Here is a 24,375-nt window from a genome sequence, read left to right as displayed (position 1 = left end):
GATGAGAAGGATTCTCGGCCTGGTGGCGGCGGCTGGTGCCGCGATCGCGTTGACGCCGGTGGCGGCGGGGCCGGCCGCGGCCGATCCGGTGAACTGCCAGAAGAGCGTCAACGCGCCGGCCAGGACATGGGGCCCGGTTCAGCAGGGCTGTTCCCACCGTCTCGGTACGCGGCTGTCCTACCGCTGGTCGGCCACCGCCCGCGTGTGCGTCAAGGTGCGCGGCTACGTCAACGGCAAGGAGAAGGGGTTCAAGGCCGAGACCTGTGGGAGGTCGGGCTCGGTCAGCGTCCCGTGGTCGGCCGGGGACTCGGCGAAGCTGGTCGGCTACCGAGCCTCGGCGCTGCGGGCGTACAGCTCATCCGACACCTCGAGCGCGCGTGTCACGTGGCGCACGCAGGTCTACTCGCGGTGATCGACGTGCTCGGCGGAATGCCCAGCAGGACGAGGAGCCGGCCGTGCCGCGCACCCGGCTACGCCGGCTCGCCGGCCTCACCGGCCTCACCGGCCTCACCGGCCGAATGCTGATCTGACCAAGACCCAAGGAGAGTGCCGTGACGCAGACGATTCTGCTCAGCTTCCTGGCCGGCGTCCTGGCCGCCAACGCCACACCCCATTTCGTGAAGGGCATCACCAGAGAACGATTTCCGACCCTCTTCGGCACCAGCCCGCTGGTGAATCTCGTGGCCGGCTGGGCCATGTACGTGATCGCCATCACTCTGGTGATCACCGGCGAGCTCGGCGGACACCCGATCCCCGCGCTCGCCGCCGGCGCGGCGGGCGTGCTGGCCATGGGTGTCTTCCACGCCCAGGGCGGCGCCTTCGTCCTCGGCAGGCGTCCCGCCGGTGCCGCATCCGGATCCCTTTCCGAGTGAGGGCATCCGATGGCCTGGCTCTGCTCCGTGCGCGAGTTCGCCACCCGGCGTGCTGGACGCCGGGGTGTCCTTCCACGGCATCGAACACCGAACCGCCGGCGGGTTCGGGACGACCTCGCGATCAGTGATCGCGCCGCGGATCGGGCGCGGCCGTGCCCTGGGCGATGGCGTGCACGGCGGGCCGCAGCACGCTGACGATCTCCGCCGCTCCGGCGTCCCTCACCCCTTCCAGGTGGAGGAGGTGGCGGCTCAGCAGGACCCCGACGGTGAGGGCGCCGATGAGCCCGGCGCGAAGAACCGCGTCGTCGGTGGAGAGTGCGGCGGCCACCTGCCGCTGCTGCTCTGCGATCGCGGCGCGCACCTCGTCGCCGGTGTCCGGGTGCGTGAGCATGGAACGCAGCATCGCCAGGGCGCCCGGGGCATCGGACTCCAGCTTGTCCGCCATGGAGGCCAGCAGGAGTTCGGCGACCTCTTCCGGCGTCCCGGCCACCGGCCGGTCGGGCGCGACCTCGGCGACCCGGGCGAACAGCGCGTCCTTCGAGCCGAAGTAGCGCATCACCAGCCCGGGGTCGGCCTCCGCGGCGGCGGCGACTCCCCTGATCGTGGTGCGGTCATACCCCAGGGTGGCGAAGAGGTGACGAGCGGCGGCCAGGATCCGGTTCTCGGTCTGTCTGCGCTGCTCGGCCCGGGACAGGCGGGGACGGTGGTCGGACATGAAACTTGAGTCTACAGCCGTTGACCCAACCCGCCGGCTCGCACTAGCATCAGTTCAGTCAACAACCGTAGACCCAATGAGGAGACCCGCCATGCCAACGCCCGACACCCTCCCCAAGGCGATCCTCGAACGCGCGCAGCGGCTCTTCCTCGCCAAAGACCTGAACGGCTTCGCCGACATGTTCGCGGCCGACGGGACACACGAACTGCCCTTCGCTCCACCCGGAGTGCCGAAGTTCCTGCGGGGCCGGGAGGAGATCCGCCGCTATCTCACCTCGATCACCTCCACTCCGCTGGAACTGACCGGCTTTCACGGGCTCCGCGTCTATGAGACCGGCGATCCGGAGGTCGTCGTCGCCGAGTACGAAGGGCGGGGGCGGGTGGTGAGCACCGGCAAGCCGTACCGCATGCCCTACATTCAGGTGCTGCGCGCGCGGGGCGGGGAGATCGTCACCTGGCGTGACTACTGGAGCCCCCTTTCCGGGATCCAGGCGCTGGGGGTGCGCGGGATGGTGCCCACGATCGTCAGGACCGCCGCGGCCCGCTGGCGAAGGGGCCCGGCGACCGTTTGACGACCGGCCGTCAGGCGCCGCCGTCCAGCGCCTGCGCCCGGAAGTCCTTGGCGGGCATGCCGTACGCCGCGCGAAACGAACGGCTGAAACCGGCCGCGTCCGGAAATCCCCACCGGGCGGCGATTCCGTGAATGGGGACGTCGGCCAGCGACGGATCAGCCAGATCGCGGCGCACCCGCTCCAGCCGGCGCGTCTTTATCCATGCGGCGACCGAGATTTCCTGCTCCTGGAAAAGCTTGTGCAGATAACTGACCGAGATGTGATGCGCGGCGGCGACCGACCTCGGCGAAAGTTCGGCATCGGCGAGATTGACCTGAATGAACCGCTGAACCTGCAGGGTCAGGGAATATCTGTCCCGAGCCCTTGGGTCGATCATCTCCTCGCCGCCCGGGCAGGAGAGAAGGACCGTGGCCAGGTCGACGAGAACCATACCCAGCCTGACTCTCTCTGACGTGCTGAATTCGCCCTTTCCGTTGGCGAGTTCGGCGATGAAGCCTTTCAGCAGCGCGCCCGTTCCCTCCCTGCCGGACATGCGCTGCCCGAGCATCTGCTCGTGCCTCGCGTTGCGGGGCAGGAGAACCTTCGGGAACGCGATCACCGCCATCTCGAACAACCCGTGCTCGTGGGGCGCGCTGAACTCGTAACGATCGGCCCGCGCCATGTCGTGCACGTAGAGGTCTCCGGCGCCGACCTCGGCTTCTCGCCCGTCCCAGCAGGCGCGCAGGCTCCCGCGCAGGGGCAGGACGATCTGATACGTGCGATCGTCGATCGTGCTGCCCCGCAGTCGCCGCGCCGCCGCCGACCGGAACGACTTCACCTGAAGGTCCACGGGACCGAGGGGCGTTTCCTGCCCGCTGACCCGTATGTCGTCGGCGAATTCGCTGGCCATCTCCAATCCCGCGCCCTTGCTCATTTGCTCGCGCCACACCTCGAACCAGTCGGCAGGATGCGACCGCACCCGCTCCGCTTCCCCGCTCATATCCGCCTTTCCTGTGGACGCATCGCCAAAAAGCGTGGACCCCGCGACATCGTTTCGCGTGCCAGATTCAATAGCCTAGCCAAAGAACGAACGTTTCAAGCGGAGAAGGACGGAGGTGATTCACGTGAAGGCACGTCGAGGGAACACCTGGTATTGATTCGGTCGTGTGCGCCGATTGAAGGGTAAGGGGTGGGCCCGCGTGCAGGGGTGTGCGGGCCCACCTCGACTGCAGTTGATCCGGGGAAGAGAATGCCGACAGACACAACGGCCGCCACCTATCGAGAGATCTTCCGGCTCCGGGAGTTCCGTGCCCTGTTCGCCGCCCACTTGCTTTCGCTGATCGGCGACCAGCTCACGAAGGTCGCGGTCGCGGCTCTTGTGTTCACCGGCACCGGCTCCGCGTTCCTGGCGGCGGTCACCTTCGGTATCGGCTATCTGCCGTGGGTGGTCCTCGGACCCGTGCTGTCGGCTCTGGCCGACCGCTTTCCCCGGCGTACCGTGATGATCGTCAGCGATGCGGCCCGCATGTGCCTGATCGCGTTGCTGGTGACGCCGGGCCTTCCGGTCGCCGTGTTGATCGGCGTGTTGTTCGTGTCCGCGCTGCTCGCCCCGCCCGCCCAGGCCGCTCGCTCGGCGACCATGCCCGAGGTGCTCGACGGGGACAAGTACGTCGTCGCCGCCGGCATCAGCAGCCTGACCGGCCAGATCGCTCAGATGCTCGGCTTCGCCGGCGGCGGGCTGCTGCTGGCGGTCCTGTCCGCGCGGGAGGTGCTGCTCATCGACGCCGCCACCTTCGCCATCTCGGCGCTTCTCCTCGCCCGCCATCTCATCCGCCGTCCGGCTCCGGCACGGGCGGGGGCGCCCACCGTACTCCGGTCGACCGCCGACGGCTTCCGCCTCGTCACCCGCGACCCGCAGCTGCGGGCGTATCTCCTGCTCGGGTGGGCGGGGGCGGCCTTCGCCACGGCACCGGAAGGGCTGATGACCGCCTACGCGCAGTGGGTTGGCGGCGGTGACGCGACCGTCGGGCTGCTGCTGTCGGCCATGCCTTTCGGCTGCATGATCGGAGCGATCATCTACGGCCGCTTCACCTCGCCGGCCGCGCGCTGGAGGCAGGTCCGCCCGATGGCGCTGCTGTCGTGCCTCGCCCTCGTGCCGATCGCCGCCGGCCCGCCCCTCCCGGTGGTGCTCGGGTTGCTGGCCCTGAGCGGGTACGGCACGGCGTTTCAGATCGCGCTCAACGCCCGCTTCGTACGCGAGGTGCCCGGCTCCCACCGCGCCCGGGCCTTCGGCGTCGCCGCCGCAGGGATGATGGCCGGAATCGGGCTGGCCACCAGCCTGGCGGGTGCGCTCACCGACCTCGCCGGCAACCCGGCCCTGATCGTGGGCGGGTGCGGCCTCGCCGGCTGCCTGGCCATGCTGCCTGTGGCACGGCGCTGGCCGGCGCACCTCCCGGCACCCACCGAAACCGCCCCAAGGCTGCGAGGCGTCGGAGACCCATGAGGGCGCCGGGCGGCCGGCGAGAGCGGACCGTCGGTCAGAACGTCCTCGAGCACCGCGGGTCCTTACCCTTGCGGTCGAAGACGAACTCCACGCGGACCTTGCCGACGCGGCGCTGGTAACTCCGGATGAGAAGGGGTTTCCAGTCGGATCCGAAGCTGTCCACCATCCCGTCATCGATCACTGGCCCCGTGTTCCCCCCGCTTGCCGAAGTCCACGATCTTGATGTTGTCGCGGCGGCGCTTCGTCGGGGGCAACCAGTACCGCATGCGGATCACCGTGGAGTTGCTCCAGGTCGACCCCCTTGGAGGAGGACGGGCATGGAATCCCTCCTTTGATCGGAACGGCTGAATCTGGAGGAAAGCCTCACCCATCGCCGCACGGTGGGCCATGCCGGAGCCTCCACGTTCCCTTGTCGTAGCGTCCACGATCCGCTCGCGCATCGCGGCCGGCCGGACGGATTTTCCCTCCCTCTCGGCCATCCGGTGGACCGACGCCGCGGGGCTCGGGCAGGCTCGGTCCGGTTCACTCACCAAGATCGAGGAAGCCGTGCATGCGGAGCGCGACGTCTGCTCTCGCGTCGGTTGCCGGGCTGGCGGCGAGCCCGGTCATCGCTGCTCGGCGAGCCCCGCCAGCCCGTCGAGATAGCGCATGAGCGAATGCTCGAACACGACCTCCAGGTCTTCGGCGAGCACGGTCTGCTCCACGGCCGCGAGATGGGGAAAGCTCCCCGACCGGAACGTCATCCTGGCCTCGCTCTCCATGGCCGCCCACCAGTCGGTCGTGCGCATGCGCGTCTCGCGCTCCGCGCGTACCTCATCCGCCGCCGTCAAGGCGAGCCCGCGCACCAGCGCGGGGAGCGCGAGGGCCGCGCGCTTGCGCTCGTCCGGCGACAGGCCGAGCTGGGCGAGCGCCGCGAAGGTCCGCTCGCTGTGCATCATGGCCTCGGGGACGAACGGCGGCCGCGTCAGCGACAGCAGCCCGGCCAGCCACGGGTGACGGCGGTAGAGCCGCCACTGCAGCCGGTAGATCTCCTCCAGCTGCGCGCGCCACCCCTCGGGAAGGACGGCGGCCAGCGGCTGCGCCCGGAACACCGCGTTGATCATCAGGAGCTCGAGCTCGTCACGGCCGGCGACATGGTGATAGAGGGACATGGCCGCCACGCCCAGCCTGCCCGCGAGGCCACGCATGGAGACCGCTTCGATCCCCTCGCGGTCGGCGACCGCGATGGCCACCGCGATGATCTTCGCTCTGGTCAGGTCGCGGGGCGACAACCGTGGCGCGGCGGGCGCGCGGGTCTCGGGGACCCTGACCACGCTGCCCGAGCCGGGCCGCGTGACGATCAGGCCCTCCTCCCTCAGCAGGGTCAGCGCGCGGCTCGCGGTCGCCATGGCGACGCCGAAATCGCGCACGATCTGCCGGGTGGAAGGCACCCGATCACCGGGCCGCAGGACGCCGTCGGCGATCCTGCGGCGCAGCTCGAGAACGACGCGCTGCGCCGGTCGTTGATCATCCCGCACCGCTGCCACGGCCCAACTGTACTAGTTCGGAAGCGAACGCGGGCAACCCGGCGAGCCGCCGTTCAGCGCCCAGCCAGCAGTACGGTTGAAGAAGTGCATCAGGTGATCGAGCCTGCGGGCGTGCCGATCCATACGGTGTACACATGACATTCGCCGACGTACCCATGGCACTCACCCATGTCACCGTGATCGACGTCGCCGGCGGGCCGTCCCTGCCGGACCAGACCGTCCTGCTGGCCGGTGGCACCATCGTGGCGGTGGGGCCCGCATCCCAGGTCGTGATCCCGCCGGGGACCGAAATCCATGATCTTACCGGGCGTTATGTGCTGCCGGGGCTGACCGACATGCACGTGCACAGCGAGGGCGGCGACGACGAACGGCAGTTTCCCGCGCTCTACATCGCCAACGGCGTGACCACGGTACGCGAGATGTGGGGTCAGCCGCACCTGCACGAATGGCGGCGGCGGACGGAGGCGGGCAAGATGCTCGGACCTCGGTCGATCATCGCCAGCCCGATCGTGGACGGCTCCCCCGCCCTGTGGGAAGAGCTGTTCGAAGACGCGCCGATCATCTCGGTCACCACCGAGCAGGAGGCCCGGCGCGCCGTCGGCGAGGCCAAGGACGGTGGAGCGGACTTCGTCAAGGCGTACTCCCGGCTGGGCAGGGAGCCCTACTTCGCACTACTGGACGAGGCGGCCAAACAGGACATCCCGGTGGTCGGCCACCGGTCCGACCTGATCCCGCTCGTCGAGCAGGTCGGCGCGGGCCAGCGGTCCTTCGAGCACGTCCACGGCCTGTGGCCCGCCACCGCCGACGACGTGGAGCGGATGGAGGCCGCGATGGCCCGGATCTCCCCCGAACCCGGTTTCCACTACGCGAACTGGTTCAAGCAGGTCAACGAGGTGGAATGGGGGTCAGTCAACCGCTACAGCCGGGCATCCGCCACGGCGCTGTTCGAGCGGTTCGTCGCCGAGGACGTCGCCTACTGCCCGACGCTCATCATGCACGCCGCGGTCGACCTGGCCGAGGGAATCCGGCTGGACGACCAGCGGCTCGCTTACATGGCCCCCGGCACCTCCGACATGTGGGCGTTCGTCCGGGACCAGATCTTCCACGGCGGCGGGCGTAGTTCGGACGAGGTGACCAAGCGGCGCAGGCTGTTCGACCACCGGCGGGCGACGGTCGCCGCCATGGACGAGGCGGGCGTGCGCGTGCTGGCCGGCACGGACGCGGTGACCCCGGGTCTGTTCCCGGGCTTCGCCCTGCACGACGAGCTCGAACTGCTGGTCGGCTCCGGGCTGAGCACGATGCGCGCCCTGCGGGCCGCGACGCTCGAACCCGCCAGGTTCCTCGGACGCGAGCGAATCTCGGGGACGGTCGAGCCGGGCAGGCTGGCCGACCTGCTGGTCCTGGACGCCGATCCGCTGGCCGACATCACCAACACCCGGAGGATCCACGCGGTCGTGGCCGCCGGACGGTACATCGGGCCGGACGAGCGCTGCCGTCTTCTCGAGACCGCGGCCGCCGCCGCGGCGGCGACGCCGATGGAGGGCGCGTGACGAGCCGCGGCCAGGGGAGCGGCCTTCGTCGTGACCGGACACCGGAAGGGGACGCGGGCGCGGCCGTTCGCGTGCTCACCGCCGCTTTCGCCGCCGACGCCGTCATCCGCTGGCTCACCCCGGAGGTCTCCGCCCGGATGTTCGCCTTCGTGGTTGCCGAGTCCGCCGCGGCCGGAGGCCTGGAGGTCCAGGACGAGGTGGCCGTCGCCGTCTGGCTGCCCTGGTCCGCCGACGACTCCACGCCCGGCTCCGCGACCGACGGGCTGCCACCGGAACTGCCCGTCCGCCTGAGGCAGTATGTGGAGCTCACGACCGCTCGGCACCCGAGCGATCGCGACCACCTCCACCTCCAGTTCCTCGGCGTTCACCCCGCCTGCCAGGGGCAGGGCGCCGGTTCCGCGCTGCTCGCCCGCGGTCTGGCACGCGCCGACGCGGCCGGTCTGCCCGCCTACCTGGAGGCGAGCGGGCAGGCGAACCTGCGGCTGTACGAACGCCACGGGTTCGTGCGGTGCGGAGAACCGATCCTTCTGCCCGACGGCCCAGCCGTCTGGCCGATGTGGCGCGTACCGAAGATGAGCTGACCAGCCGGAGCCGGGCCGGTCGGCCACGCGCCCGCCGACGAAGCGAGAAACCCCAGCTCGGCACATCAAGCTGGGGTTTTCGCGCGGTGCGCCGCCAGGGACTCGAACCCCGGACCCGCTGATTAAGAGTCACTAGCCTTTGTGTCAAGCCGTACCTAAATGTACTTCCTTGTAGCGCTCCGTCCCTTTCCGTTGTCCTCGAAATGCCCCAAAATGCCACCGCGGGTTCACGGGTGCCGATGGCCGAAGAGCAACCACCGAGCAACCGACCGGGCAATTGCGCGGCCTCGGCGGCCTAACGAGCGAACCGTAGTCAGGGATCCGCCATCGCCGCAACAGTTCCGGTACGTCTTCCTCGGCGGACATGGCCACTCGGCGCAGCACCTCGGCCGCGTCCAAGTCCGGCGTGACCGGCAGCGGGATCCGGTCCGCCAGTTCACGGCGGGCATGTTCGCCCAATTCAGTCACGTTCAGCCGGGTGTCCAGCGCGCCGAACTCGCGCAGAATGGTCACGACCTGGTCCGCGGGATGCCCGTCGATCAGCCCGGATGCGCGCCAGTCCCAGTCGCGACGCTGCCGCATGACGGCCTCGACTTCGCGCCGCAGCGCCTGCCCGAGCGGCGGCTCCTCCTCGGCGAGCAGGTCGAGCGTCACCTGGCAGCAGATCCGCGGGTCTGCCCCACACGGATCGGTGACCTGCGCCGCGATCACCTGCTCCAGCGCCACATACCCGCGGGCGGCGTCCAGGTGCGGTTCGGGTTCGGAGCGTACGGCACGCGCCCCGCTGACCGTGATCATCTCGATGGCTACCGCGGTCAGCCATGCCCGAAACACCTCGGGAACATCGCTCAGCCGCCGTACCTTGATCGGACAAGGAACGTTGATGGCCTTCGCGACATCCGGGACGAGAGTGGGCTTAAGTACGCCGCCCGGCGTGACCGCACGTCCTTCGCCTACCCAGGCGGCCAGGGCGTGGGCGGCTGCGAACACCGGACTCTCGGCTACGGAGAGCATGACGGCGAGCGTATCGCCTCGCCGATCTCATGTACGCGGCCCGAGACACCCGAAGACGTAGAGTCAGCAGGTGGCTACCGAAAGCGCGAAATGCAGCAGGTGCGGGCAACCCGCCCGGATTCATCTCAACCCGGTGGGCATGCTCTGCGACGCTTGCTGGAACTCGTGGATGTGTGACCGGACCGGACGTGATCCGCTGCCGTCGCCTCCGCCACCAGAGATGTTCGTCGATCCTGACGGTCGGCCGCATGTCCTGGCCTACCGCCTCACACACGGCGCCACCGGCATCGAAGCCGACCTCACGGAAGTCGGCGTCGAGGAAGGGTATGAGTTCCGCTCACTCGCAGCCCCCTACGCCGACCCGCAACGCGCTCTTGACCACGTACGGGAGACCGCCCGCCGCGAGATCGGCAGGCACTACCTCGAGCGCAGCCCATTCAGCGGCAAGCCGACCATCGCCGACCGCGAGGTACGCGGCAGGATCATCTGGCGCAGCCCGGATGAGATGGCCGTGGTCGTCGATGGCCGACAGCTGACCTGGGACGAACTTGGCCAGGCAATCCAGAACGAGGGCTGGAACTTCACGATCACTCTCGACGAGCCGATTGCCATGGTCGACGACTACGATCCCACTCTGGTATTCGGAGAGATCGGACCATAGCAGCGGTCGCGTCGGACGATTTAGGAGGAGTTGCCAAACCAGCGGGTCGACGCCCACTGGCCTGAGATCCTTACCTTCGTCATGGCGGAGTACGCAGCGACCCTTCAAGCATTCCGGCGCGTCAGCGCACTCGCCGTCGCCCATCGCGACGCTCTCGACTCCGCTGCCCGCCAGACGAGCGCCTGCGCCTGGGGCGGTGGCGGCCGCCCCAGGCTTCGCCGACAGCCTCAACAAGCACCGTCGTCTCCTCCAGTCCGCCCTGGCGGACGCGCTCCACCAGCTCGCCACCCTGGCCGTACGGCACAGCGGCCCCACACCAGCCGTCCCCGCCAGCGCGTCCTCAGCCGCCATGATCACAGCCATACGCGGCACATTCGCCGGGATCAACCCAGCCGCGATGACCGCGCTCATCCACGTCCTCGACCAGGCAGCAGCCGACCTCCTCTCGGTCGGCTCTCGTCTCGCCGCCGACCTCACGGCCCACGGGCTGTCCGGCCATCCGGGACAACTCCACTCCAGTCGCTGATCGGAGTCATGTCACGATGACGGTGAGTCTGGAGGGCCTGCTGGCGTCTCCTCCAACTCCGTAAGTTCGTCCTCCAGCATTTGCAACTGGGCACGAGCCACGCGGATTTCTTCCCGGAGATCCTCCGCGTACAGTCTCCGATAAAGAGCGGTGCCCTCATCGAGACGAGTGAAGACCTCGATGCCGTCGCGATGGCACACAACCCGATCAACCAGCAGCGCACGTCCGAGATCCGTAAACACGCCATCGTCGCGCACCGACCTGCCGCGCCAGGGCTCCCGGACAAGTGCATCCAGGCCGGCCACCGCGAACACTCCGTGCTCCTGCATCATCCCGACCTGCTCCAACCGCGCCACCCGGTCGGTGTGCTGCCGCGAAAGAGCCGCGTCTGCCTTCGCCGCGCCGATGTGCGCATCGTAAGTCGCGATCTTCGCCGTGAGATAGTCGGCGTAGGCAACCAGGGCAGCGGGAGCCGGCGCCAGTTCGGGCGCGGTCACCCAGGAGAAGCGTCCGTTGAGCGCGTCGAGCAAAACGCGGTCGACCACACGGTGGACATCAGCCTTCTTCTCGCGGTGGAAACGGCCATCCGTGTGCCGGTGCCCGCACTCGTACACCGAGGGCACGTCCGCACGGCTTGCCCTCTCGTGGAGCGTCATCCGCCGACTGCACAAACCACACCGAACGTTGGGGCCGAGGTCCATGGGCTGTGGGTTCGCCTCATCGAAAACCCGCAGCGCGGCGGTCACCGCTCGCCAGTCATCTGCCCGGGTGCCGTAGACCTCGCTCCAGCAGGGGTCATCCTCAGCGATCAACGAAGCGATGAGGGCAAGAGTGTCGTATTTGGCCTCATCCCAGTGCTTCCATATCTCGTGGGTCTCGTCATCCTTCCAGGCCAGTCGGCCGTGCATCGGATTGGCCCGGCACCGGAAATCGACCTTCAGCGTGCGCGGATCGAACGACACATCGGCTCTGCCGTGCACATCCCGTCCTCGCAGCAACGAGTCACTGCGCTCAGGACGTCGGCGGATCCTCCTTCAGCCCCCTGCCGCTCCTCAGCGAGCCTCCACTCCCACCCATCGAGGATCGCCCGTGCCCGCTCATCGAGTGCATCAGCAGCACGCACCCGAGCCGCCACAACGCGTTCGGCCTCAGCCCTCCGCTGCGCCGCCTCCAACCGTGGGGGCAGCAACAGCGCCAGTTCCTCGACGCTTGCGATCTCCTCCGGTTTCAACGCAGGCAGGTCCGCGCCGCCGCATGTTCGGCACATCCGCTCGTGATGGCGATGTCCCCGAAACTCCTTCAGGCTCGTGGTTGTGGGTTCCGCCGCGTGTTTTCCCCGCTGCCGGCAGGAAGGGCTGTGCGAGCAGCCGTTCTCTTTCACCGAGTAGGTGATGGCTATGTGCCCCATAGGTCCAAGCTCGTCAAGGGTGAGCAGCGGGGAGAACAGGATTTCCGAAACCTGCAGGCTGCTCTTCCCCGCCTGATTGATGATCACGGCTCGTTGGCCTTTCCGCCCGGCATCAGATTTCAGGGTATGACCGTCAGCGCCATCTTTCCTGTGATTGAGAGATTGCGTCGGTGCGGCACGCAGTGGGGCCCGAGCAGCGCGGGCCAGCGCCGGCATCTCAACAACCATCCGTTCCCCCGGCCGTCCCACGTCCTCATGGGACGGCCGCAGGATCAGGTGCGTGGCGCTGCCGTACTGGCGCAAACCAGCAGACAGGCGAAAACGCTAGGCGCGTCGGTCGCAGGCAAGGTCAGGACGGGACTCGCCGCGGCGTGATGCCCGAGTGAGTTCGACCGCTTCGCCGTTGCCCTTCACATATTTTCGGCATTGGCACCTGGCCGGGTCCGCCCAGACGGAGACGTAGGCCAGAATTTGGGCGGATTCAGCGCAGGATCGATCAACCGCAGCCGACTCGCCACCGTGGGATCGACGCCTCGCAAAGTGATCAAGCGTGGTCCGCTGGATTCTTCCAGCAACGCCAGCACGCTCGGCAATCCAGCGGCGACCGTCGCGATCGCGGCGCCCATCCCGACCAGCCCAGGGTGCTTGTGCGGATATTCGATCCGGTGCAGACCAGAGGCGGCGATAGCGGCCACTTCCCGCGGTCGCTGCATCTGGCGGCCGTCGTTGGTGAGAACCACGTGGAACCCCTCGGCCGCGGCTCGCGGATACAAGGTCTCATCGCGCGTGCCCGACCAGCCAGGAAGATCCAGCAAGTGGACGATGTCGTGGTTCAGTACGAAACTCGTCAGGACCAGGTGCAGCGGACGGGGGACGTTCTCATCCAGCAGCAGCCGCACGCTGCTCCCTGGGAGGCTCGTAACTGTCGACGTAGTCGGCGAAGTCGGCGGCGTCCAACGCCGCCGTGGCCGACACGCTCGGGTAGTACTCCACGATCCGCTCAGCCGGAACGCCATCCCGCAGCAACGCCGCAATCTCGTCGTACGGCACGCGGGTCCCGTCGATCACCGGCATCCCACCGCGGACCGCCGGGTCAACCGTGACGTGCTCCCGGGGACGTAGCAGGTCCGGAATGTGCCGTCCATCGCGGTAGAACGGCCGCAACACCTCGACCATGTCATGGATGACAAGGTTGGCCTTGCGATGCACCAGATCGGTGGCCTGACCCTGCTCGACCAAGTAGATCGTCGAACCATCGGTCACCAACTGGTAAGCCGACAGATGCTCACGCTCCTGCAGGTCGTCACGGAGCGTGTCCAACGCCCGGCGAATCTTCTGCAAGGACGCGTCATTGCGCAGCTTCACACACGTACGCAACGCCACCAGATCCCGAAACGAATACAGCACCGGACGCACCGGAGAGACCTCCGGCACCAGCACCGCGCCACGCCCAGAACTGGCCTTACGCCAGTGCGCGAGCTGACGAAGCGTGGCACCCGACAACGCCGCCGCTAGCTTCGGACTATAGGACACCCACTTCACCTCCCTCGCTCGACCCGGCCCCCTTCATCATCGCAAACATCCCCACGATCCACTCACCATTACCCCATCTTGATCGGAGAGTCGCCATGCCCGTCGCCGGTCACGTCCACAAGCGCTGCGGCTGCCGGAATCCACAAACCGGACGTCAGCTCGGAGCCCACTGCCCCAAGCTGACCACCCGCGGCCACGGCAGCTGGTACCTCACCCTCGACATTCCCGCCAGTCTCGACGGTGCCCGCCGCCGCCTCCGTAAGGGCGGCTTCACCAGCCGCCGCGCCGCTGTCAGAGCACTCGCCCAGCTACAGACGTCCGGCTCCGATCCTCAAGCCAGCCTGCTGACCATCGCGCAATGGCTGCGCATCTGGATCGCCTCCAGGGTCTCCCTCCAGCCCGCCACGCTGCGAAACTACACCGCGCACATCGACAGCTACCTCATCCCACACCTGGGCGGCATCCCGCTCCGCGACCTGTCCATCCGCGACATGCAGCACATGTTCACCACGATCATGCGACACGGCACCATTACCCGCCGGCCAGCCTCGGCGACCTTGCTCGCCCGCCTGCACGCCACCCTGCGAGCCGCGCTCAACGCCGCCGTTCGAGAGAACCTTCTGCCTGACAATCCGTCCCGCTATATCGAACTCCCCCGGCTACGCCGCCCTCACGCAGTCGTGTGGACCAGCGACCAGATCGCCGAATGGCAACGCAGCGGGACCCGTCCCCGGGTGGCAATCTGGACCGCCGCCCAGACCGCTACGTTCCTCACCGCGATCAGCGGCCACCGGCTGTATGCCGTCTATCACCTCATCACTCTGCGCGGCCTGCGCCGCGGAGAGGCCGCCGGACTACGCTGGTGCGATCTCGACCTCGACGCGGCACTCATCACGATCAACAGCCAGACACAACGGTTGGACGGCGGCGGGCTGGCCCAATGTCCGCCCAAGACGCCCACCAGCCGCCGCACCATCGCCCTCGATCGCACCACCGTCACCGCGCTACGCCGTCACCGCGACCTCCAGCAGGCCGACCTCGCCCTCCTCGACTAAGACGGCGGTGGCTACGTCTTCACCACCCAACGCGGCCGGCCGATGACCCCCGACGGCCTGACCCGGACCTTCGGCGCCATGATCCAGGAGAGCGGGCTTCCACCCATTCGCCTGCACGACCTTCGACGTGGGGCGGCCAGTCTCGCGCTTCAGGCAGGCGCGGACCTCAAGGTCATCCAGGACCAGCTTGGTCATTCCAGCATCGTGCTGACGGCCGATACCTACGTAACCGTCGTCCCACAGGTCGCCCGTGACACCGCCGAAGCCGTAGCCCGCCTCATTCGCGAGGCCGGACGCCGACCGCCTGGGAGCAATCGCCCCCGTCGCCGTAGTGGCTCTGTCCGGAAGCAGAGCCAGACCGTAGGCCGACGGAAGCGTCATCAGGCTGCTGTTCGCTGACGCGCTCACCCTGGCCTCATCACGGCCCCATCAAAGATCAGGCCCGGCTGTCATAACGGAAGCCGGGCCTGATCAGAACTGGTGCGCCGCCAGGGACTCGAACCCCGGACCCGCTGATTAAGAGTCAGCTGCTCTGACCAACTGAGCTAGCGGCGCTGGCAGAGAGGAATATACCGGTGATCCGCATCCTGGTCGAATCGGTATCAGCCGGACCCGAGCCGCTAGAATAAAGTTCGGCCTCGAGACAGGAGCATCGATGTTCGACTCGCCCGCCGACGTGACGGAGCGGCTCGCCGCCGTGGACTACCTCTCCGACGACGCCATCTCCACGTCGGTGTTCCTGGCTGCGGCGCTGGGCAAGCCGCTGCTGGTCGAAGGGCCTGCAGGGGTGGGCAAGACGCAGCTGGCCAAGGCGGTGGCGCAGGCCACCGGCGCCCGGCTGATCAGGCTCCAGTGCTACGAAGGCCTCGACGAGGCCAGGGCGCTCTACGAATGGAACTACAAGAAGCAACTGCTCAGGATCCAGGCGACCAGCGCCGACGACGACATCTTCACCGAGGAGTTCCTGCTGGAGCGGCCCCTGCTCAAGGCGATCAGGTCCGCGGAGCCCACCGTGCTGCTCATCGACGAGACCGACAAGGCGGACGTCGAGGTCGAGGGGCTGCTGCTGGAGCTGCTGTCCGACTTCCAGGTGACGATCCCCGAGCTGGGCACCATCGCCGCGACACGGCGGCCGTACGTGGTGCTGACCTCCAACGCGACCCGCGAGCTGTCGGAGGCGCTCAAGCGGCGCTGCCTCTACCTGCACATCGAATACCCCACCCCCGAGCGGGAGCGGGACATCGTGCTCGCCCAGGTCCCCGGGCTGCGGGCCGGACTCGCGGAGCAGCTGGCCAGGACGGTCGCCACGCTCAGGGCGCTGGAGCTGAAGAAGGCGCCGTCGGTGGCCGAGACCGTCGACTGGGCCAACACGCTGCTGGCCCTCGGGCGGGCGGAGCTGGACGAGGCGACCGTCGCCGGCACGCTGGGCGTGGTGCTCAAGCACGCCTCCGACCAGACCAGGGCGATCAAGGAGCTGGGGCTGCCGGATGCCTGACCGCGAGTCGCTGGTCGACCGGCACGTGGGTTTCGTGCACGCGCTGCGCGAGGCAGGGGTGCCGGTCTCGGTGGCGGAAGGGCTGGACGCCGCCAACGCCCTGCGGGCGATCGAGCTGGGCGACCGCGAGTCGCTGCGCGCCGCGTACGCGGCCACGCTGGTCAAGAAGCCCGCCTACCGGCCGGGGTTCGACGTGCTGTTCGACCTGTGGTTCCCGGCGTCGACGACCGGGCTGGGAGCCGCGCGGCCCGCAGGCGCGGCGGACCCGGACACGGCCACGGTCGCCGAGCTGCGCGAGCACCTGGCCGGGCTGCTGACCGGCGGCTCCGACCCGGAGGTGCGCGCGTTCGCCCAGGCCATGGTCGGCCGGTTCGGCCGCCAGGAGTCCGGTCCTGGGCGCCAGAACTGGTTCTCCTACAGCGTCATGCGCGCCCTGTCGCCCGAGACGCTGATGGCCGGCATCCTCCGCGCCGGGCTGCGGGACGGCGAGCGCGGCGGCCTGGCCGAGAAGACCCTGCGCCAGCGGGTCGGCGCCGGCCTGCGGCGCTTCGAGGAGGCGGTGGCCACCGACGTGCGCCGCCGGATCGCCGAGGACTCCGGCATCGAGCGCATCGCCCGCTCCGCCGTACGCCCGCCGCTCGACCAGATCGACTTCCTGCGCATCACGAGGGCCGACCTGGCCAGGCTGCGCCGGGAGGTGCATCCGCTGGCCCGGCGCCTGGCCGCGCGCCTGACGATCAAGCACAGGAAGGGCAGGCGCGGCCGGCTCGACTTCCGCAGGACGATGCGGGCCTCGCTGCAGAGCGGCGGCGTGCCGCTGGCCGTCCACCTCAAACCCCCGCGCCCGCACCGGCCCGAGCTGGTCATCCTCTGCGACACCAGCGACTCGGTCTCGTCGTTCGCGCACTTCACGCTGCTGCTCACGTACGCGCTCAGGGAGCAGTTCGCCAGGGTGCGGGCGTTCGGCTTCGTGGACACGGTGGACGAGATCACCCGCTTCTTCGCCCCCGGCGCCGACGTCGTCGAGGCCATGGCCAGGCTGGCGGACGAGGCCGACATGGTGCGTTTCGGCCGCACCAACTACGGGCACGCGCTGGAGCGCTTCGCCGAGCGGTACGGCGACGCGATCGGCCCGAAGACCTCGCTGCTGATCCTCGGCGACGCCCGCTCCAACTACCAGCCGCCGGCCCTGGACGTGCTGGCGTCCCTCGTGTCCCGCGCGCGCCACGCCTACTGGCTCAACCCGGAGCCGCGCCGGCAGTGGGACACGGGCGACTCGCTCGCGAGCGACTACGGGCAGGTCGTGCCGATGCACGAGTGCCGCAACGTCGCCCAGCTCGCCGCGTTCGTCGAGACGCTGGCCTGACCTTCAGACGCGCTGGAGCTCCCTGGCCGCCGTGCGGGTGAGCACCTCGATCTGCTCGCCGGTGAGCACGCCGCCCTCGGCCGCCCTGATCAGCTTGCCGGCCAGGCGGGGTTTGAGCAGCGTGAGCCCTTCCGCGTGCACCAAGCCGCCCTTGGGCAGCAGCCCGCAGTGGACGGCGAGCAGGGGCGTGATGGTCACCGCGATGCCCGTCTCGCGGTTGAGCAGCTCGGCGAACGCCTCGGCGGCCTCCACCAGCGGCTTGGCCGTCTTGGAGCCGTATTTCTCGCCGAAGAAGAGCCGCCCCGCGTAGCAGGCGATCTCGGTGTCGGGACTCCACGACTCGTTGTCGACGACCCAGACGCCTCCCGGGCCGATCACCAGGTGGTCGATGGAGGCCTTCCCGCGGATGGCACGACCGTCGAGAACGTTGTAGCCCTGGCGGCGGAGCGCTCTGCGCAGGTGCCTGCCGGTGATCGCCTCTCCGCGCCGCGCTCCGCGCCAGACCGCCGTGGCGTGGAAGGAGCGCCAGTGGAGAAACCAGTCTCCCCCGGCCACGAGGCCGGCGAAGAACAGGCCGAACAGCGGTGACAGGGCGGTGAGGTCGAACCTGAGCGCCAGCGCGACGCCGATCACGAGCCCCACCCCGGCCTTGATGTACCGGGACCTGCGCCGGTTCTGGGCGTCCTCGCGCCAGAACTTCTCGTACCACCATTGCGGGGATGAGCCTGTGTACTTTTCGTCCTGCTTCACGTAGATAGAGCCACCTGGCACGGCAAACTCCCCGAATGAGTAGGTGTCTTGCAGGATCTGCCACGCCGAAGATCCCTCGCCGGTCAAGAGATACCCGCTCCCAACCAAGGCGAGCCTAAGGTGACGGAATTAGTACCTGCAAGACCACCCAATGAGCTCAACCGACCAGTCGGTATGCTAGGGCGGGTGACCAAGGGGGACCATGTGAGAGAAGAACCGGTCAGGCAGCGGATCCTCGCCGAGGCGACCAGGCTGTTCGCCGATCGAGGCTTCGAGGGCACCTCCGTGCAGGAGATCGTGGTGGCGGCCGGCGTCACCAAAGGTGCGATGTACCACTACTTCGACTCCAAGGACGACCTGCTGCACGAAATCTACGGCCGGGTGCTCCGCATGCAGACGGACCGGCTGGCGCAGATCGCCGACGGCCCCGGCACGCTGGAGCAGCGCCTGCGCCGGGCCGCGGCCGACGTCGTCGAGACCACGACCGCCAACCTCGACGACTCCAAGATCTTTTTCCGGTCGATGCACCTGCTCGCCCCCGAGACGCGCAAGACCGTACGCGCCGAGCGCCGCCGCTACCACGAGCGGTTCCGCGACCTCGTCGCGGAGGGGCAGCGCACGGGCGTCTTCAGCGACCGCGTCCCCGCCGAGCTGGTCGTCGACTACTTCTTCGGCTCCGTGCACCACCTGGGCACCTGGTTCCACGCGGACGGCCCGCTGACCGGCGCCCAGGTGGGCAGGCACTTCGCCGACCTGCTGCTCACCTCACTCCGGGCCGGGAACGTCGACCAGTGAGGCCAGCGCCTCCCGGTGGTCGCCCGGCGTCCCGAGCGCGATCTCGCTCGCCTTGGCGCGCTTGAGGAACAGGTGGAGGGGGTGTTCCCAGGTCATGCCGATCCCGCCGTGCAGCTGCACGGCCTCCTCCGCCGCGTGCACCGCCACGCCGGAGTTCCACGACTGGGCCACGGCCACGGTGACGGCCGAGGTGTCGGCGGCGGCGCTCCTCGCGGCGGCTCTGGCCCTGACCACGTCCAGCCACAGGTCCGCGAGCCGGTGCTTGATCGCCTGGAAGGAGCCGACCGGCCGGGCGAACTGGTGGCGCTCCTTGACGTAGGCGAGCGTCGTGTCCAGGCACCACTCGGCCACGCCGAGCTGCTCCGACGCCAGTAGCCCCGCCCCGAACCGCAGCACCCCGGTCAGGTCGCACGCCCCCACCCGGCGGGCGCTCACCCGGTCGAACGTCACCGTGGCGACCGGCCTCGTCAGGTCGAGCGAGGGCACGACCTCGACCGCGCCTCCCGTGACCGGACCTCCCTCCGCCGCGCCCGTCTCCACCGCGTACAGGCCGCCGTCCACGGGTGCCAGCAGCACGTCCGCCACGTCCGCCCCCGCCACGCCGGTGACGCTGCCGGACAACCGGCCCGCGCCGTCCACGCTCAGCGACGCACCCCGCTCCGGCCGGTAGGGGGACGCGGCGAACGACACCGCCAGCGCGGCCGTCCGCCTGCCCTCGGCCAGCTCGCCGAGCAGGGCGTCACGGGTCGGGAGCAGCGCCCGCGTGGCCAGCACCGCACTGGTGAGGAACGGCACCGGCGCCACTCCCCTGCCCAGCTCCTCCAGCACGACGGCCGCCTCGCTGGCCGACGCGCCCGCGCCCCCCAGCTCCTCGGGGATGAGCAGCCCGGCCACCCCGATCTCCCCCGCCAGCGTCTTCCACAGGTCCAGGTCGTCGGGCTCGGACTCGGCGCGCTTGAGCACCGCGGCGGGCGGGCACCGGTCGGCGAGCACTCCCCGCACGGCGGCCCGCAACTCCTCCTCGACGTCCGTGTACAGCAGCGTCATCCGGTCGCGGCTCATCGCGGCAGGTCCTTCCAGGGAACGTCCTTGTCGATGCGGGGTTCGGAGGGCAGGCCGAGCACCCGTTCCGAGATGATGTTGCGCAGGATCTCGGAGGTGCCGCCCTCGATCGAGTTGCCCTTGGCCCGCAGATAGCGGTAGCCGGGGCCGCGGCCGTAGAAGTCGACGTTCTCGGAACGCCGGAACGTCCAGTCGTCGTAGCCGAGATCGCGCCGGAACTCGACGTCGAACCCGGTCAGCGCCTGGTTGAGCCGGGCGAACGACAACTTCATGCCCGAGCCCTCGGGCCCCGGCTGCCCGGCGGCGAGTTGCTCGCGCAACCGCGCTCCCGACAGCCGGGTCACCTCGGCCTCCACCCAGAGCGACAACAACCGCTGGTGCAGGTCGTGGCTGCGCAGCTCGGGGTGCTCGCGCCAGGCGTCGAGCACCGGGGCCATCATGCCGCCGCCGCGCCGCGCGGGCCCGCCGCCGATGGCGACGCGCTCGTTCATCAGCGTGGTCTGCGCGACCCGCCAGCCGTCGCCGACCGCGCCGAGCCGCAGCTCGTCGGGGAGCCGGACGCCGGTCAGGAACACCTCGTTGAACTCGGCCTCGCCGGTGATCTGCCGCAGCGGCCGCACCTCGACGCCCGGCGCGTGCATGTCGCAGATGAAGTACGTCATGCCGCGGTGCTTCGGCACGTCAGGGTCGGTACGGGTGACGAGGATGGCCCACCGGGAGTGGTGGGCGCCGGACGTCCACACCTTCTGGCCGTCGATCACCCACTCGCCGCCGTCCCTGACCGCCCGGGTCGCCAGCGTGGCCAGGTCGGACCCGGCGCCGGGCTCGCTGAAGAGCTGGCACCAGATCTCCTCCCCCGTCCACAGCGGCCGCAGGAAACGCCGCTTCTGCTCGTCCGTGCCGAACGCCAGGATCGTCGGCGCCGCCATCCCGAGGCCGATGCCCTGGATGCCGCCGTCGATCTGCGGGGTGTGCGCCAGCTCCCGCTCCACGACCTGCTGCAACTCCCGAGGCGCCCCCAGCCCGCCGTGCCCTTCGGGGAACCACACCCAGGCCAGCCCGGCGTCGTACCTGGCCCGCAGGAACTCCAGCCGGTCGCCGCTCGGGTCATGCCCGCCGAGAAACGCGGCCACGCGCTCCCTGATCTCCGCCTCGTTCACATCCACCTCTTCAGCTCGCGGTAGGCCAGTGACCTCTTGTGCACCTCGTCGGGGCCGTCCGCCAGGCGCAGCGAGCGCGCGTGCGCCCAGAGCGCGGCCAGCGGGAAGTCCTGGGAGACGCCGCCCGCGCCGTGCACCTGGACGGCCTTGTCCAGGATCCACTCCACGGTGATCGGGGTGGAGATCTTGATGGCCTGGATCTCGGTGTGGGCCCCCTGGTTGCCCACCGTGTCCATGAGCCAGGCCGTCTTGAGCACGAGCAGGCGCAGCTGCTCGATTCTGATGCGCGACTCGGCGATCCAGTCCTGGACGACGCCCTGCTGGGCGACGGGCTTGCCGAACGTGCTCCTGGCCAGCGCCCGCCCGCACATCAGCTCGACGGCGCGCTCGGCCATGCCGATCAGGCGCATGCAGTGGTGGATGCGCCCGGGGCCGAGCCGGGCCTGGGCGATGGCGAAGCCGCCGCCCTCCTCGCCGATCAGGTGCTCCGCCGGGACGCGGACGTCCTCGAACACGATCTCGGCGTGGCCGCCGTGGTCGGCGTCGGTGTAGCCGAACACGTGCATGCCCCGCTTGATGTGCACTCCGGGGGTGTCGCGGGGCACGAGGATCATGCTCTGCCGGCGGTGTTTGGGCGCGTCGGGGTTCGTCTTGCCCATGACGATGAAGATCTTGCAGTCGGGGTTCATCGCCCCCGAGATGAACCACTTGCGGCCGTTGATGACGTACTCGTCGCCGTCGCGGACGATCGAGGTGGCGATGTTCGTGGCGTCGGAGGAGGCCACGTCGGGCTCCGTCATGGCGAACGCCGAGCGGATCTCGCCGTCGAGCAGCGGCCGCAGCCACTCCTTGCGCTGCCATTCGCTGCCGAACATGGACAACACTTCCATGTTGCCGGTGTCGGGCGCGGCGCAGTTGGTGGCCGTCGGGGCGAGCGTGGGACTCCGGCCCATGATCTCCGCCAGGGGCGCGTACTGGAGGTTCGTCAGCCCGGCGCCGTGCTCGCCGGGCAGGAACAGATTCCACAGGCCGCGCTTCCTGGCCTCGTCCTTGAGGTCGGCCATCAGCGGCGGCGCGCTCCAGCCGCTGGTCGCCGCCTGCTCCTCGAAAGCGGGCTCGGCGGGATAGACGCATTCGTCCATGAAGCGCAGCAGTCGCTCGCGCAGGTCCTCGGTGACGGTGTCGTAAGCGAAGTCCATGCCGTGAGCCTACCGACCGGCCGGTATGAGTGTCGACAGTGGTTCCCCGTAAAAAGGCACAGGTGGCCATCACCGCGACCGCCCGGCCCTCCGTAGGGTTGCCGCCATGACCTCCAAGCTGCCCGAGCCCGTGGTGCTCGAGAACGCCGTCGTCCGGCTGGAGCCGCTGGCCATGGGGCACGTGCCCGACCTGTTCGCCGCCGGCGGAGGGGACGAGGAGGTCTGGCGCTGGCTGCCCGCCGGCACGCCACGCACCGAGGCCGAGCTCGCGAAGGTGGCCCGCCACCTCATCGACGACGACCGGCACGTCCCGCTGGCGGTCGTGCACAAGGAGAGCGGACGCGCGGTGGGCTGGACCACCTACTGCGACGTGCCCGGCTTCGACGAGAGCGTCGAGATCGGCTGGACGTGGTACGGCCGCGCGGTCTGGCGTACGGCCGTGAACACCGCGTGCAAGCTCCTGCTCATCGACCACGCCTTCGCGCTCGGCCACAACCGGGTCCTGCTCAAGACCGACGTGCTCAACATCCGGTCACAGAACGCCATCAGGCGCATCGGCGGCGTGCACGAGGGCACGCTGCGCCGCCACCGCAGGAGGCCCGACGGCACCTGGCGCGACACGGTCTGTTTCGGCATCCTCGACGACGAGTGGCCGCAGCACCGGGCCCGCCTGGGCACGCCGCGGGACGGCGGCGCCTGACCTGCCGGTGACCTGCCGTCACGCACAATTGCACCCATGAGCCTCGATCACCTCGTCTACGCCACCCCGGACCTGGAGTCCACCGCCGCCGAGCTGGAACGGCTGCTCGGCGTACGCCCCGCGGCCGGCGGGCGGCACCCGGGGTTCGGGACGCACAACCGGCTGCTCGGCCTGGGCGGCACGAGCTATCTGGAGATCATCGGGCCCGATCCCGAGCAGGAGGCCCCGGCCGTGCCACGGCCGTTCGGCATCGACGAGCTGGAAGCGGCGGCGCTGGTCGGCTGGGCGGTGGCGGTCGAGGACATCGACGCGGTCACAGCCAGGGCGCGGGCCCGCGGCCACGACCCCGGAGACCCGCGGGACATGTCGCGGCGCACCCCTTCCGGTGACCTGCTCAGCTGGCGGCTCACGCCGCCGGAGAGGGCCGGGCACGACGGCCTGGTGCCGTTCCTCATCGAGTGGGGCGGCACCCCGCATCCGGCCGGGCAGGGGCTGCCCGCGGTCGAGCTGGTGTCGCTGGCGGGCGGCCATCCGGACGCCGAGGCCGTACGCGCGGCGCTGGCGGCCGTCGGCGCCCGGCTCGACGTCGACGAGCAGGCCCATCCCGTCCTGACGGCCGTCCTGTCCGGCGGCTACGGCCTCGTGACCCTCACGGGCCCCTAGGCTGTCCAGGGCCCGTGACCCTCACGGGCCCCTAGACCGTCCATGGCCCGGTGACCCTCACGGACCCCTGGACGGCCGGCCGAGCATGCCGGCCAGGAAGTCCTCGACGGCCTGCCGGAGCTCTTCGAAGGTGGGCGTGCCCCCCGCCCCCACGATCGCGTCGAACATGAGCCCTTCGCTGAAGGCCACGAGCTGGCGGGCGTGCCGGACCGGATCGCGGGAGCCCTGGGCGGCCAGCAGCGCCACCGCCGGATCGCGGAAGCGGCTGCCCGCCGCGTCGTAGATCTCGCGCAACTCCGGCCGCCGCGTCGCCTCCAGGGCCAGCTCGTAGCGGGCCAGCGCGCGCCTGCGGTCTCTGATCTGGATGTGCAGCCCTTCGGCCACGGTGTCCGCCATGTCTGCCTGGGCGCCCAGGGTGCCGTTCCTGGCGGTCGTGTAAGCCGGGCCCAGCGCGCGTATCTCCAGCTCGGTGAGCCGGGACAGGGTCAGCTCCAGCAGGGCGGCGCGCGTGCGGGCGAGGTTGGACGTCGACCCCGGCGGCAGCCCGGCCGCCTCGTCGACGGCCCGATGGGTGAGGCCGCGCATGCCGCGCTCGGCCAGCAGCGTGATGGCCGTGTCCGCGACCAGCTCTGAGCGTTTCACGGGACCCGATCCTACAACCACCCGACTACACGCGTAGTATGAGAAACTA

The 24,375-nt window shown here is 69.6% G+C and carries 28 protein-coding genes and 2 tRNA genes; 14 read left to right on the top strand and 16 right to left on the bottom strand.

What is annotated here, in order from left to right; genetic code table 11:
* The first annotated feature begins 1 nt into the window (after position 1).
* Positions 2 to 412, top strand: coding sequence for a hypothetical protein (locus ABGB14_RS29575; protein WP_347647100.1), 411 nt, complete (start codon positions 2 to 4; stop codon positions 410 to 412).
* A 139-nt stretch (positions 413 to 551) separates the two neighbouring features.
* Positions 552 to 872: a hypothetical protein gene (locus ABGB14_RS29570; RefSeq protein WP_347647099.1), complete on the top strand. Its 321-nt coding sequence runs from the start codon at positions 552 to 554 to the stop codon at positions 870 to 872.
* A gap of 121 nt (positions 873 to 993) precedes the next feature.
* Here ABGB14_RS29570 and ABGB14_RS29565 read toward each other — a convergent pair whose 3' ends face one another.
* Positions 994 to 1,587, bottom strand: coding sequence for a TetR family transcriptional regulator (locus ABGB14_RS29565; protein WP_347647098.1), 594 nt, complete (start codon positions 1,585 to 1,587; stop codon positions 994 to 996).
* A 91-nt stretch (positions 1,588 to 1,678) separates the two neighbouring features.
* Between ABGB14_RS29565 and ABGB14_RS29560 the strand changes: the two genes are divergently transcribed.
* Positions 1,679 to 2,158 (top strand): nuclear transport factor 2 family protein, encoded by a 480-nt coding sequence (locus ABGB14_RS29560; protein ID WP_347647097.1) that lies wholly within the window; start codon positions 1,679 to 1,681, stop codon positions 2,156 to 2,158.
* A gap of 10 nt (positions 2,159 to 2,168) precedes the next feature.
* On the opposite strand, the gene ABGB14_RS29555 is transcribed toward ABGB14_RS29560, so the two are convergent.
* On the bottom strand, positions 2,169 to 3,137 hold the full coding sequence (locus tag ABGB14_RS29555) for a helix-turn-helix domain-containing protein (RefSeq protein WP_347647096.1): 969 nt from the start codon (positions 3,135 to 3,137) through the stop codon (positions 2,169 to 2,171).
* 249 nt (positions 3,138 to 3,386) lie between these two features.
* Here ABGB14_RS29555 and ABGB14_RS29550 point away from each other — a divergent pair, with 249 nt between their 5' ends.
* Positions 3,387 to 4,640 (top strand): MFS transporter, encoded by a 1,254-nt coding sequence (locus ABGB14_RS29550; RefSeq protein WP_347647095.1) that lies wholly within the window; start codon positions 3,387 to 3,389, stop codon positions 4,638 to 4,640.
* A 605-nt stretch (positions 4,641 to 5,245) separates the two neighbouring features.
* Here ABGB14_RS29550 and ABGB14_RS29545 read toward each other — a convergent pair.
* On the bottom strand, positions 5,246 to 6,166 hold the full coding sequence (locus tag ABGB14_RS29545) for a TetR/AcrR family transcriptional regulator C-terminal domain-containing protein (RefSeq protein ID WP_347647094.1): 921 nt from the start codon (positions 6,164 to 6,166) through the stop codon (positions 5,246 to 5,248).
* A 134-nt stretch (positions 6,167 to 6,300) separates the two neighbouring features.
* Here ABGB14_RS29545 and ABGB14_RS29540 point away from each other — a divergent pair, with 134 nt between their 5' ends.
* Together ABGB14_RS29540 and ABGB14_RS29535 are read left to right on the top strand one after the other, a co-directional pair.
* Positions 6,301 to 7,716 (top strand): amidohydrolase family protein, encoded by a 1,416-nt coding sequence (locus ABGB14_RS29540; RefSeq protein WP_347647093.1) that lies wholly within the window; start codon positions 6,301 to 6,303, stop codon positions 7,714 to 7,716.
* Positions 7,713 to 8,297, top strand: a complete 585-nt coding sequence (locus tag ABGB14_RS29535) for an N-acetyltransferase (RefSeq protein ID WP_347647092.1) — start codon at positions 7,713 to 7,715, stop codon at positions 8,295 to 8,297. The genes ABGB14_RS29540 and ABGB14_RS29535 overlap by 4 nt, the downstream gene beginning before the upstream one ends.
* An 87-nt stretch (positions 8,298 to 8,384) precedes the next feature.
* Here ABGB14_RS29535 and ABGB14_RS29530 read toward each other — a convergent pair.
* Positions 8,385 to 8,475, bottom strand: a tRNA-Ser gene (locus tag ABGB14_RS29530).
* Complete coding sequence (locus tag ABGB14_RS29525) at positions 8,442 to 9,311, bottom strand: hypothetical protein (protein WP_347647091.1); 870 nt, start codon at positions 9,309 to 9,311, stop codon at positions 8,442 to 8,444. The genes ABGB14_RS29530 and ABGB14_RS29525 overlap by 34 nt, the downstream gene beginning before the upstream one ends.
* A gap of 70 nt (positions 9,312 to 9,381) precedes the next feature.
* On the opposite strand from ABGB14_RS29525, the gene ABGB14_RS29520 reads away from it, so the two are divergent.
* Both ABGB14_RS29520 and ABGB14_RS29515 read left to right on the top strand, forming a co-directional pair.
* Positions 9,382 to 9,972, top strand: a complete 591-nt coding sequence (locus ABGB14_RS29520) for a hypothetical protein (protein WP_347647090.1) — start codon at positions 9,382 to 9,384, stop codon at positions 9,970 to 9,972.
* A gap of 196 nt (positions 9,973 to 10,168) precedes the next feature.
* Positions 10,169 to 10,498 carry a hypothetical protein gene (locus tag ABGB14_RS29515; RefSeq protein ID WP_347647089.1) on the top strand — a complete coding sequence of 110 codons (330 nt, stop codon included), beginning with the start codon at positions 10,169 to 10,171 and terminating at the stop codon, positions 10,496 to 10,498.
* Between the two features lie 11 nt (positions 10,499 to 10,509).
* Here the strand turns inward: ABGB14_RS29515 and ABGB14_RS29510 are convergent, their stop codons facing one another.
* From ABGB14_RS29510 to ABGB14_RS29495, 4 genes are all read right to left on the bottom strand, one after another.
* Positions 10,510 to 11,478 carry a hypothetical protein gene (locus ABGB14_RS29510; protein WP_347647088.1) on the bottom strand — a complete coding sequence of 323 codons (969 nt, stop codon included), beginning with the start codon at positions 11,476 to 11,478 and terminating at the stop codon, positions 10,510 to 10,512.
* Complete coding sequence (locus tag ABGB14_RS29505; protein WP_347647087.1) at positions 11,436 to 11,993, bottom strand: hypothetical protein; 558 nt, start codon at positions 11,991 to 11,993, stop codon at positions 11,436 to 11,438. Before ABGB14_RS29505 ends, ABGB14_RS29510 begins: the two co-directional genes overlap by 43 nt.
* Before the next feature lie 323 nt (positions 11,994 to 12,316).
* Positions 12,317 to 12,805 carry a hypothetical protein gene (locus ABGB14_RS29500; RefSeq protein WP_347647086.1) on the bottom strand — a complete coding sequence of 163 codons (489 nt, stop codon included), beginning with the start codon at positions 12,803 to 12,805 and terminating at the stop codon, positions 12,317 to 12,319.
* Positions 12,786 to 13,439, bottom strand: coding sequence for a DUF433 domain-containing protein (locus ABGB14_RS29495; RefSeq protein ID WP_347647085.1), 654 nt, complete (start codon positions 13,437 to 13,439; stop codon positions 12,786 to 12,788). Before ABGB14_RS29495 ends, ABGB14_RS29500 begins: the two co-directional genes overlap by 20 nt.
* Positions 13,440 to 13,534: 95 nt before the next feature.
* Here ABGB14_RS29495 and ABGB14_RS29490 point away from each other — a divergent pair, with 95 nt between their 5' ends.
* Positions 13,535 to 14,494: a hypothetical protein gene (locus ABGB14_RS29490; protein ID WP_347647084.1), complete on the top strand. Its 960-nt coding sequence runs from the start codon at positions 13,535 to 13,537 to the stop codon at positions 14,492 to 14,494.
* Here ABGB14_RS29490 and ABGB14_RS29485 read toward each other — a convergent pair.
* Together ABGB14_RS29485 and ABGB14_RS29480 are read right to left on the bottom strand one after the other, a co-directional pair.
* Positions 14,444 to 14,689, bottom strand: a complete 246-nt coding sequence (locus ABGB14_RS29485; RefSeq protein WP_347647083.1) for a hypothetical protein — start codon at positions 14,687 to 14,689, stop codon at positions 14,444 to 14,446. The genes ABGB14_RS29490 and ABGB14_RS29485 overlap by 51 nt on opposite strands.
* 283 nt (positions 14,690 to 14,972) lie before the next feature.
* Positions 14,973 to 15,049: transfer RNA gene (locus tag ABGB14_RS29480), tRNA-Lys, on the bottom strand.
* Between the two features lie 100 nt (positions 15,050 to 15,149).
* On the opposite strand from ABGB14_RS29480, the gene ABGB14_RS29475 reads away from it, so the two are divergent.
* Positions 15,150 to 15,989 carry a MoxR family ATPase gene (locus tag ABGB14_RS29475; RefSeq protein ID WP_347647082.1) on the top strand — a complete coding sequence of 280 codons (840 nt, stop codon included), beginning with the start codon at positions 15,150 to 15,152 and terminating at the stop codon, positions 15,987 to 15,989.
* Positions 15,982 to 17,355 carry a VWA domain-containing protein gene (locus ABGB14_RS29470; RefSeq protein ID WP_347647081.1) on the top strand — a complete coding sequence of 458 codons (1,374 nt, stop codon included), beginning with the start codon at positions 15,982 to 15,984 and terminating at the stop codon, positions 17,353 to 17,355. The genes ABGB14_RS29475 and ABGB14_RS29470 overlap by 8 nt, the downstream gene beginning before the upstream one ends.
* Positions 17,356 to 17,358: 3 nt before the next feature.
* Here the strand turns inward: ABGB14_RS29470 and ABGB14_RS29465 are convergent, their stop codons facing one another.
* The gene (locus ABGB14_RS29465) at positions 17,359 to 18,105 is read right to left on the bottom strand and encodes a nuclease-related domain-containing protein (protein ID WP_347647080.1); all 747 of its coding nucleotides are present in this window, start codon (positions 18,103 to 18,105) and stop codon (positions 17,359 to 17,361) included.
* A 186-nt stretch (positions 18,106 to 18,291) separates the two neighbouring features.
* On the opposite strand from ABGB14_RS29465, the gene ABGB14_RS29460 reads away from it, so the two are divergent.
* On the top strand, positions 18,292 to 18,900 hold the full coding sequence (locus ABGB14_RS29460; protein WP_347647079.1) for a TetR/AcrR family transcriptional regulator: 609 nt from the start codon (positions 18,292 to 18,294) through the stop codon (positions 18,898 to 18,900).
* Here ABGB14_RS29460 and ABGB14_RS29455 read toward each other — a convergent pair.
* Genes ABGB14_RS29455 through ABGB14_RS29445 form a run of 3 tightly spaced genes read right to left on the bottom strand, consistent with a single transcriptional unit; the run spans position 18,871 to position 22,321 of the window.
* Positions 18,871 to 19,962, bottom strand: coding sequence for an acyl-CoA dehydrogenase family protein (locus ABGB14_RS29455; RefSeq protein ID WP_347647078.1), 1,092 nt, complete (start codon positions 19,960 to 19,962; stop codon positions 18,871 to 18,873). The genes ABGB14_RS29460 and ABGB14_RS29455 overlap by 30 nt on opposite strands.
* Positions 19,959 to 21,122, bottom strand: coding sequence for an acyl-CoA dehydrogenase family protein (locus tag ABGB14_RS29450; RefSeq protein WP_347647077.1), 1,164 nt, complete (start codon positions 21,120 to 21,122; stop codon positions 19,959 to 19,961). Before ABGB14_RS29450 ends, ABGB14_RS29455 begins: the two co-directional genes overlap by 4 nt.
* Positions 21,119 to 22,321 (bottom strand): acyl-CoA dehydrogenase family protein, encoded by a 1,203-nt coding sequence (locus tag ABGB14_RS29445; RefSeq protein WP_347647076.1) that lies wholly within the window; start codon positions 22,319 to 22,321, stop codon positions 21,119 to 21,121. Before ABGB14_RS29445 ends, ABGB14_RS29450 begins: the two co-directional genes overlap by 4 nt.
* Positions 22,322 to 22,427: 106 nt before the next feature.
* Here ABGB14_RS29445 and ABGB14_RS29440 point away from each other — a divergent pair, with 106 nt between their 5' ends.
* Together ABGB14_RS29440 and ABGB14_RS29435 are read left to right on the top strand one after the other, a co-directional pair.
* Entirely contained in the window at positions 22,428 to 23,021 is a 594-nt protein-coding gene (locus tag ABGB14_RS29440; protein WP_347647075.1) for a GNAT family protein, read from the top strand.
* 36 nt (positions 23,022 to 23,057) lie between these two features.
* Positions 23,058 to 23,684: a VOC family protein gene (locus tag ABGB14_RS29435; RefSeq protein WP_347647074.1), complete on the top strand. Its 627-nt coding sequence runs from the start codon at positions 23,058 to 23,060 to the stop codon at positions 23,682 to 23,684.
* Between the two features lie 57 nt (positions 23,685 to 23,741).
* Here the strand turns inward: ABGB14_RS29435 and ABGB14_RS29430 are convergent, their stop codons facing one another.
* A complete protein-coding gene (locus tag ABGB14_RS29430; protein WP_347647073.1) occupies positions 23,742 to 24,326 on the bottom strand; it encodes a TetR family transcriptional regulator C-terminal domain-containing protein in 585 nt (194 codons plus the stop codon).
* Positions 24,327 to 24,375: the final 49 nt, after the last annotated feature.

Source organism: Nonomuraea sp. B10E15, assembly GCF_039871615.1.
In the GTDB taxonomy this organism is placed as follows: Bacteria; Actinomycetota; Actinomycetes; order Streptosporangiales; family Streptosporangiaceae; genus Nonomuraea.
The sequence above is the reverse complement of the archived record's forward strand: the minus strand, read 5'-3'. Positions and strand labels throughout refer to the sequence as shown.

What these genes read in the sequence shown, in the direction of transcription:
- ABGB14_RS29575 (WP_347647100.1), top strand. Translation starts at nt 2, where the DNA reads ATGAGAAGGATTCTCGGCCTGGTGGCGGCGGCTGGTGCCGCGATCGCG.
- ABGB14_RS29565 (WP_347647098.1), bottom strand. Translation starts at nt 1,587, where the DNA reads ATGTCCGACCACCGTCCCCGCCTGTCCCGGGCCGAGCAGCGCAGACAG.
- ABGB14_RS29560 (WP_347647097.1), top strand. Translation starts at nt 1,679, where the DNA reads ATGCCAACGCCCGACACCCTCCCCAAGGCGATCCTCGAACGCGCGCAG.
- ABGB14_RS29555 (WP_347647096.1), bottom strand. Translation starts at nt 3,137, where the DNA reads ATGAGCGGGGAAGCGGAGCGGGTGCGGTCGCATCCTGCCGACTGGTTC.
- ABGB14_RS29550 (WP_347647095.1), top strand. Translation starts at nt 3,387, where the DNA reads ATGCCGACAGACACAACGGCCGCCACCTATCGAGAGATCTTCCGGCTC.
- ABGB14_RS29540 (WP_347647093.1), top strand. Translation starts at nt 6,301, where the DNA reads ATGACATTCGCCGACGTACCCATGGCACTCACCCATGTCACCGTGATC.
- ABGB14_RS29525 (WP_347647091.1), bottom strand. Translation starts at nt 9,311, where the DNA reads ATGCTCTCCGTAGCCGAGAGTCCGGTGTTCGCAGCCGCCCACGCCCTG.
- ABGB14_RS29490 (WP_347647084.1), top strand. Translation starts at nt 13,535, where the DNA reads ATGCCCGTCGCCGGTCACGTCCACAAGCGCTGCGGCTGCCGGAATCCA.
- ABGB14_RS29485 (WP_347647083.1), bottom strand. Translation starts at nt 14,689, where the DNA reads ATGACCAAGCTGGTCCTGGATGACCTTGAGGTCCGCGCCTGCCTGAAG.
- ABGB14_RS29475 (WP_347647082.1), top strand. Translation starts at nt 15,150, where the DNA reads ATGTTCGACTCGCCCGCCGACGTGACGGAGCGGCTCGCCGCCGTGGAC.
- ABGB14_RS29470 (WP_347647081.1), top strand. Translation starts at nt 15,982, where the DNA reads ATGCCTGACCGCGAGTCGCTGGTCGACCGGCACGTGGGTTTCGTGCAC.
- ABGB14_RS29455 (WP_347647078.1), bottom strand. Translation starts at nt 19,962, where the DNA reads ATGAGCCGCGACCGGATGACGCTGCTGTACACGGACGTCGAGGAGGAG.
- ABGB14_RS29445 (WP_347647076.1), bottom strand. Translation starts at nt 22,321, where the DNA reads ATGGACTTCGCTTACGACACCGTCACCGAGGACCTGCGCGAGCGACTG.
- ABGB14_RS29440 (WP_347647075.1), top strand. Translation starts at nt 22,428, where the DNA reads ATGACCTCCAAGCTGCCCGAGCCCGTGGTGCTCGAGAACGCCGTCGTC.
- ABGB14_RS29435 (WP_347647074.1), top strand. Translation starts at nt 23,058, where the DNA reads ATGAGCCTCGATCACCTCGTCTACGCCACCCCGGACCTGGAGTCCACC.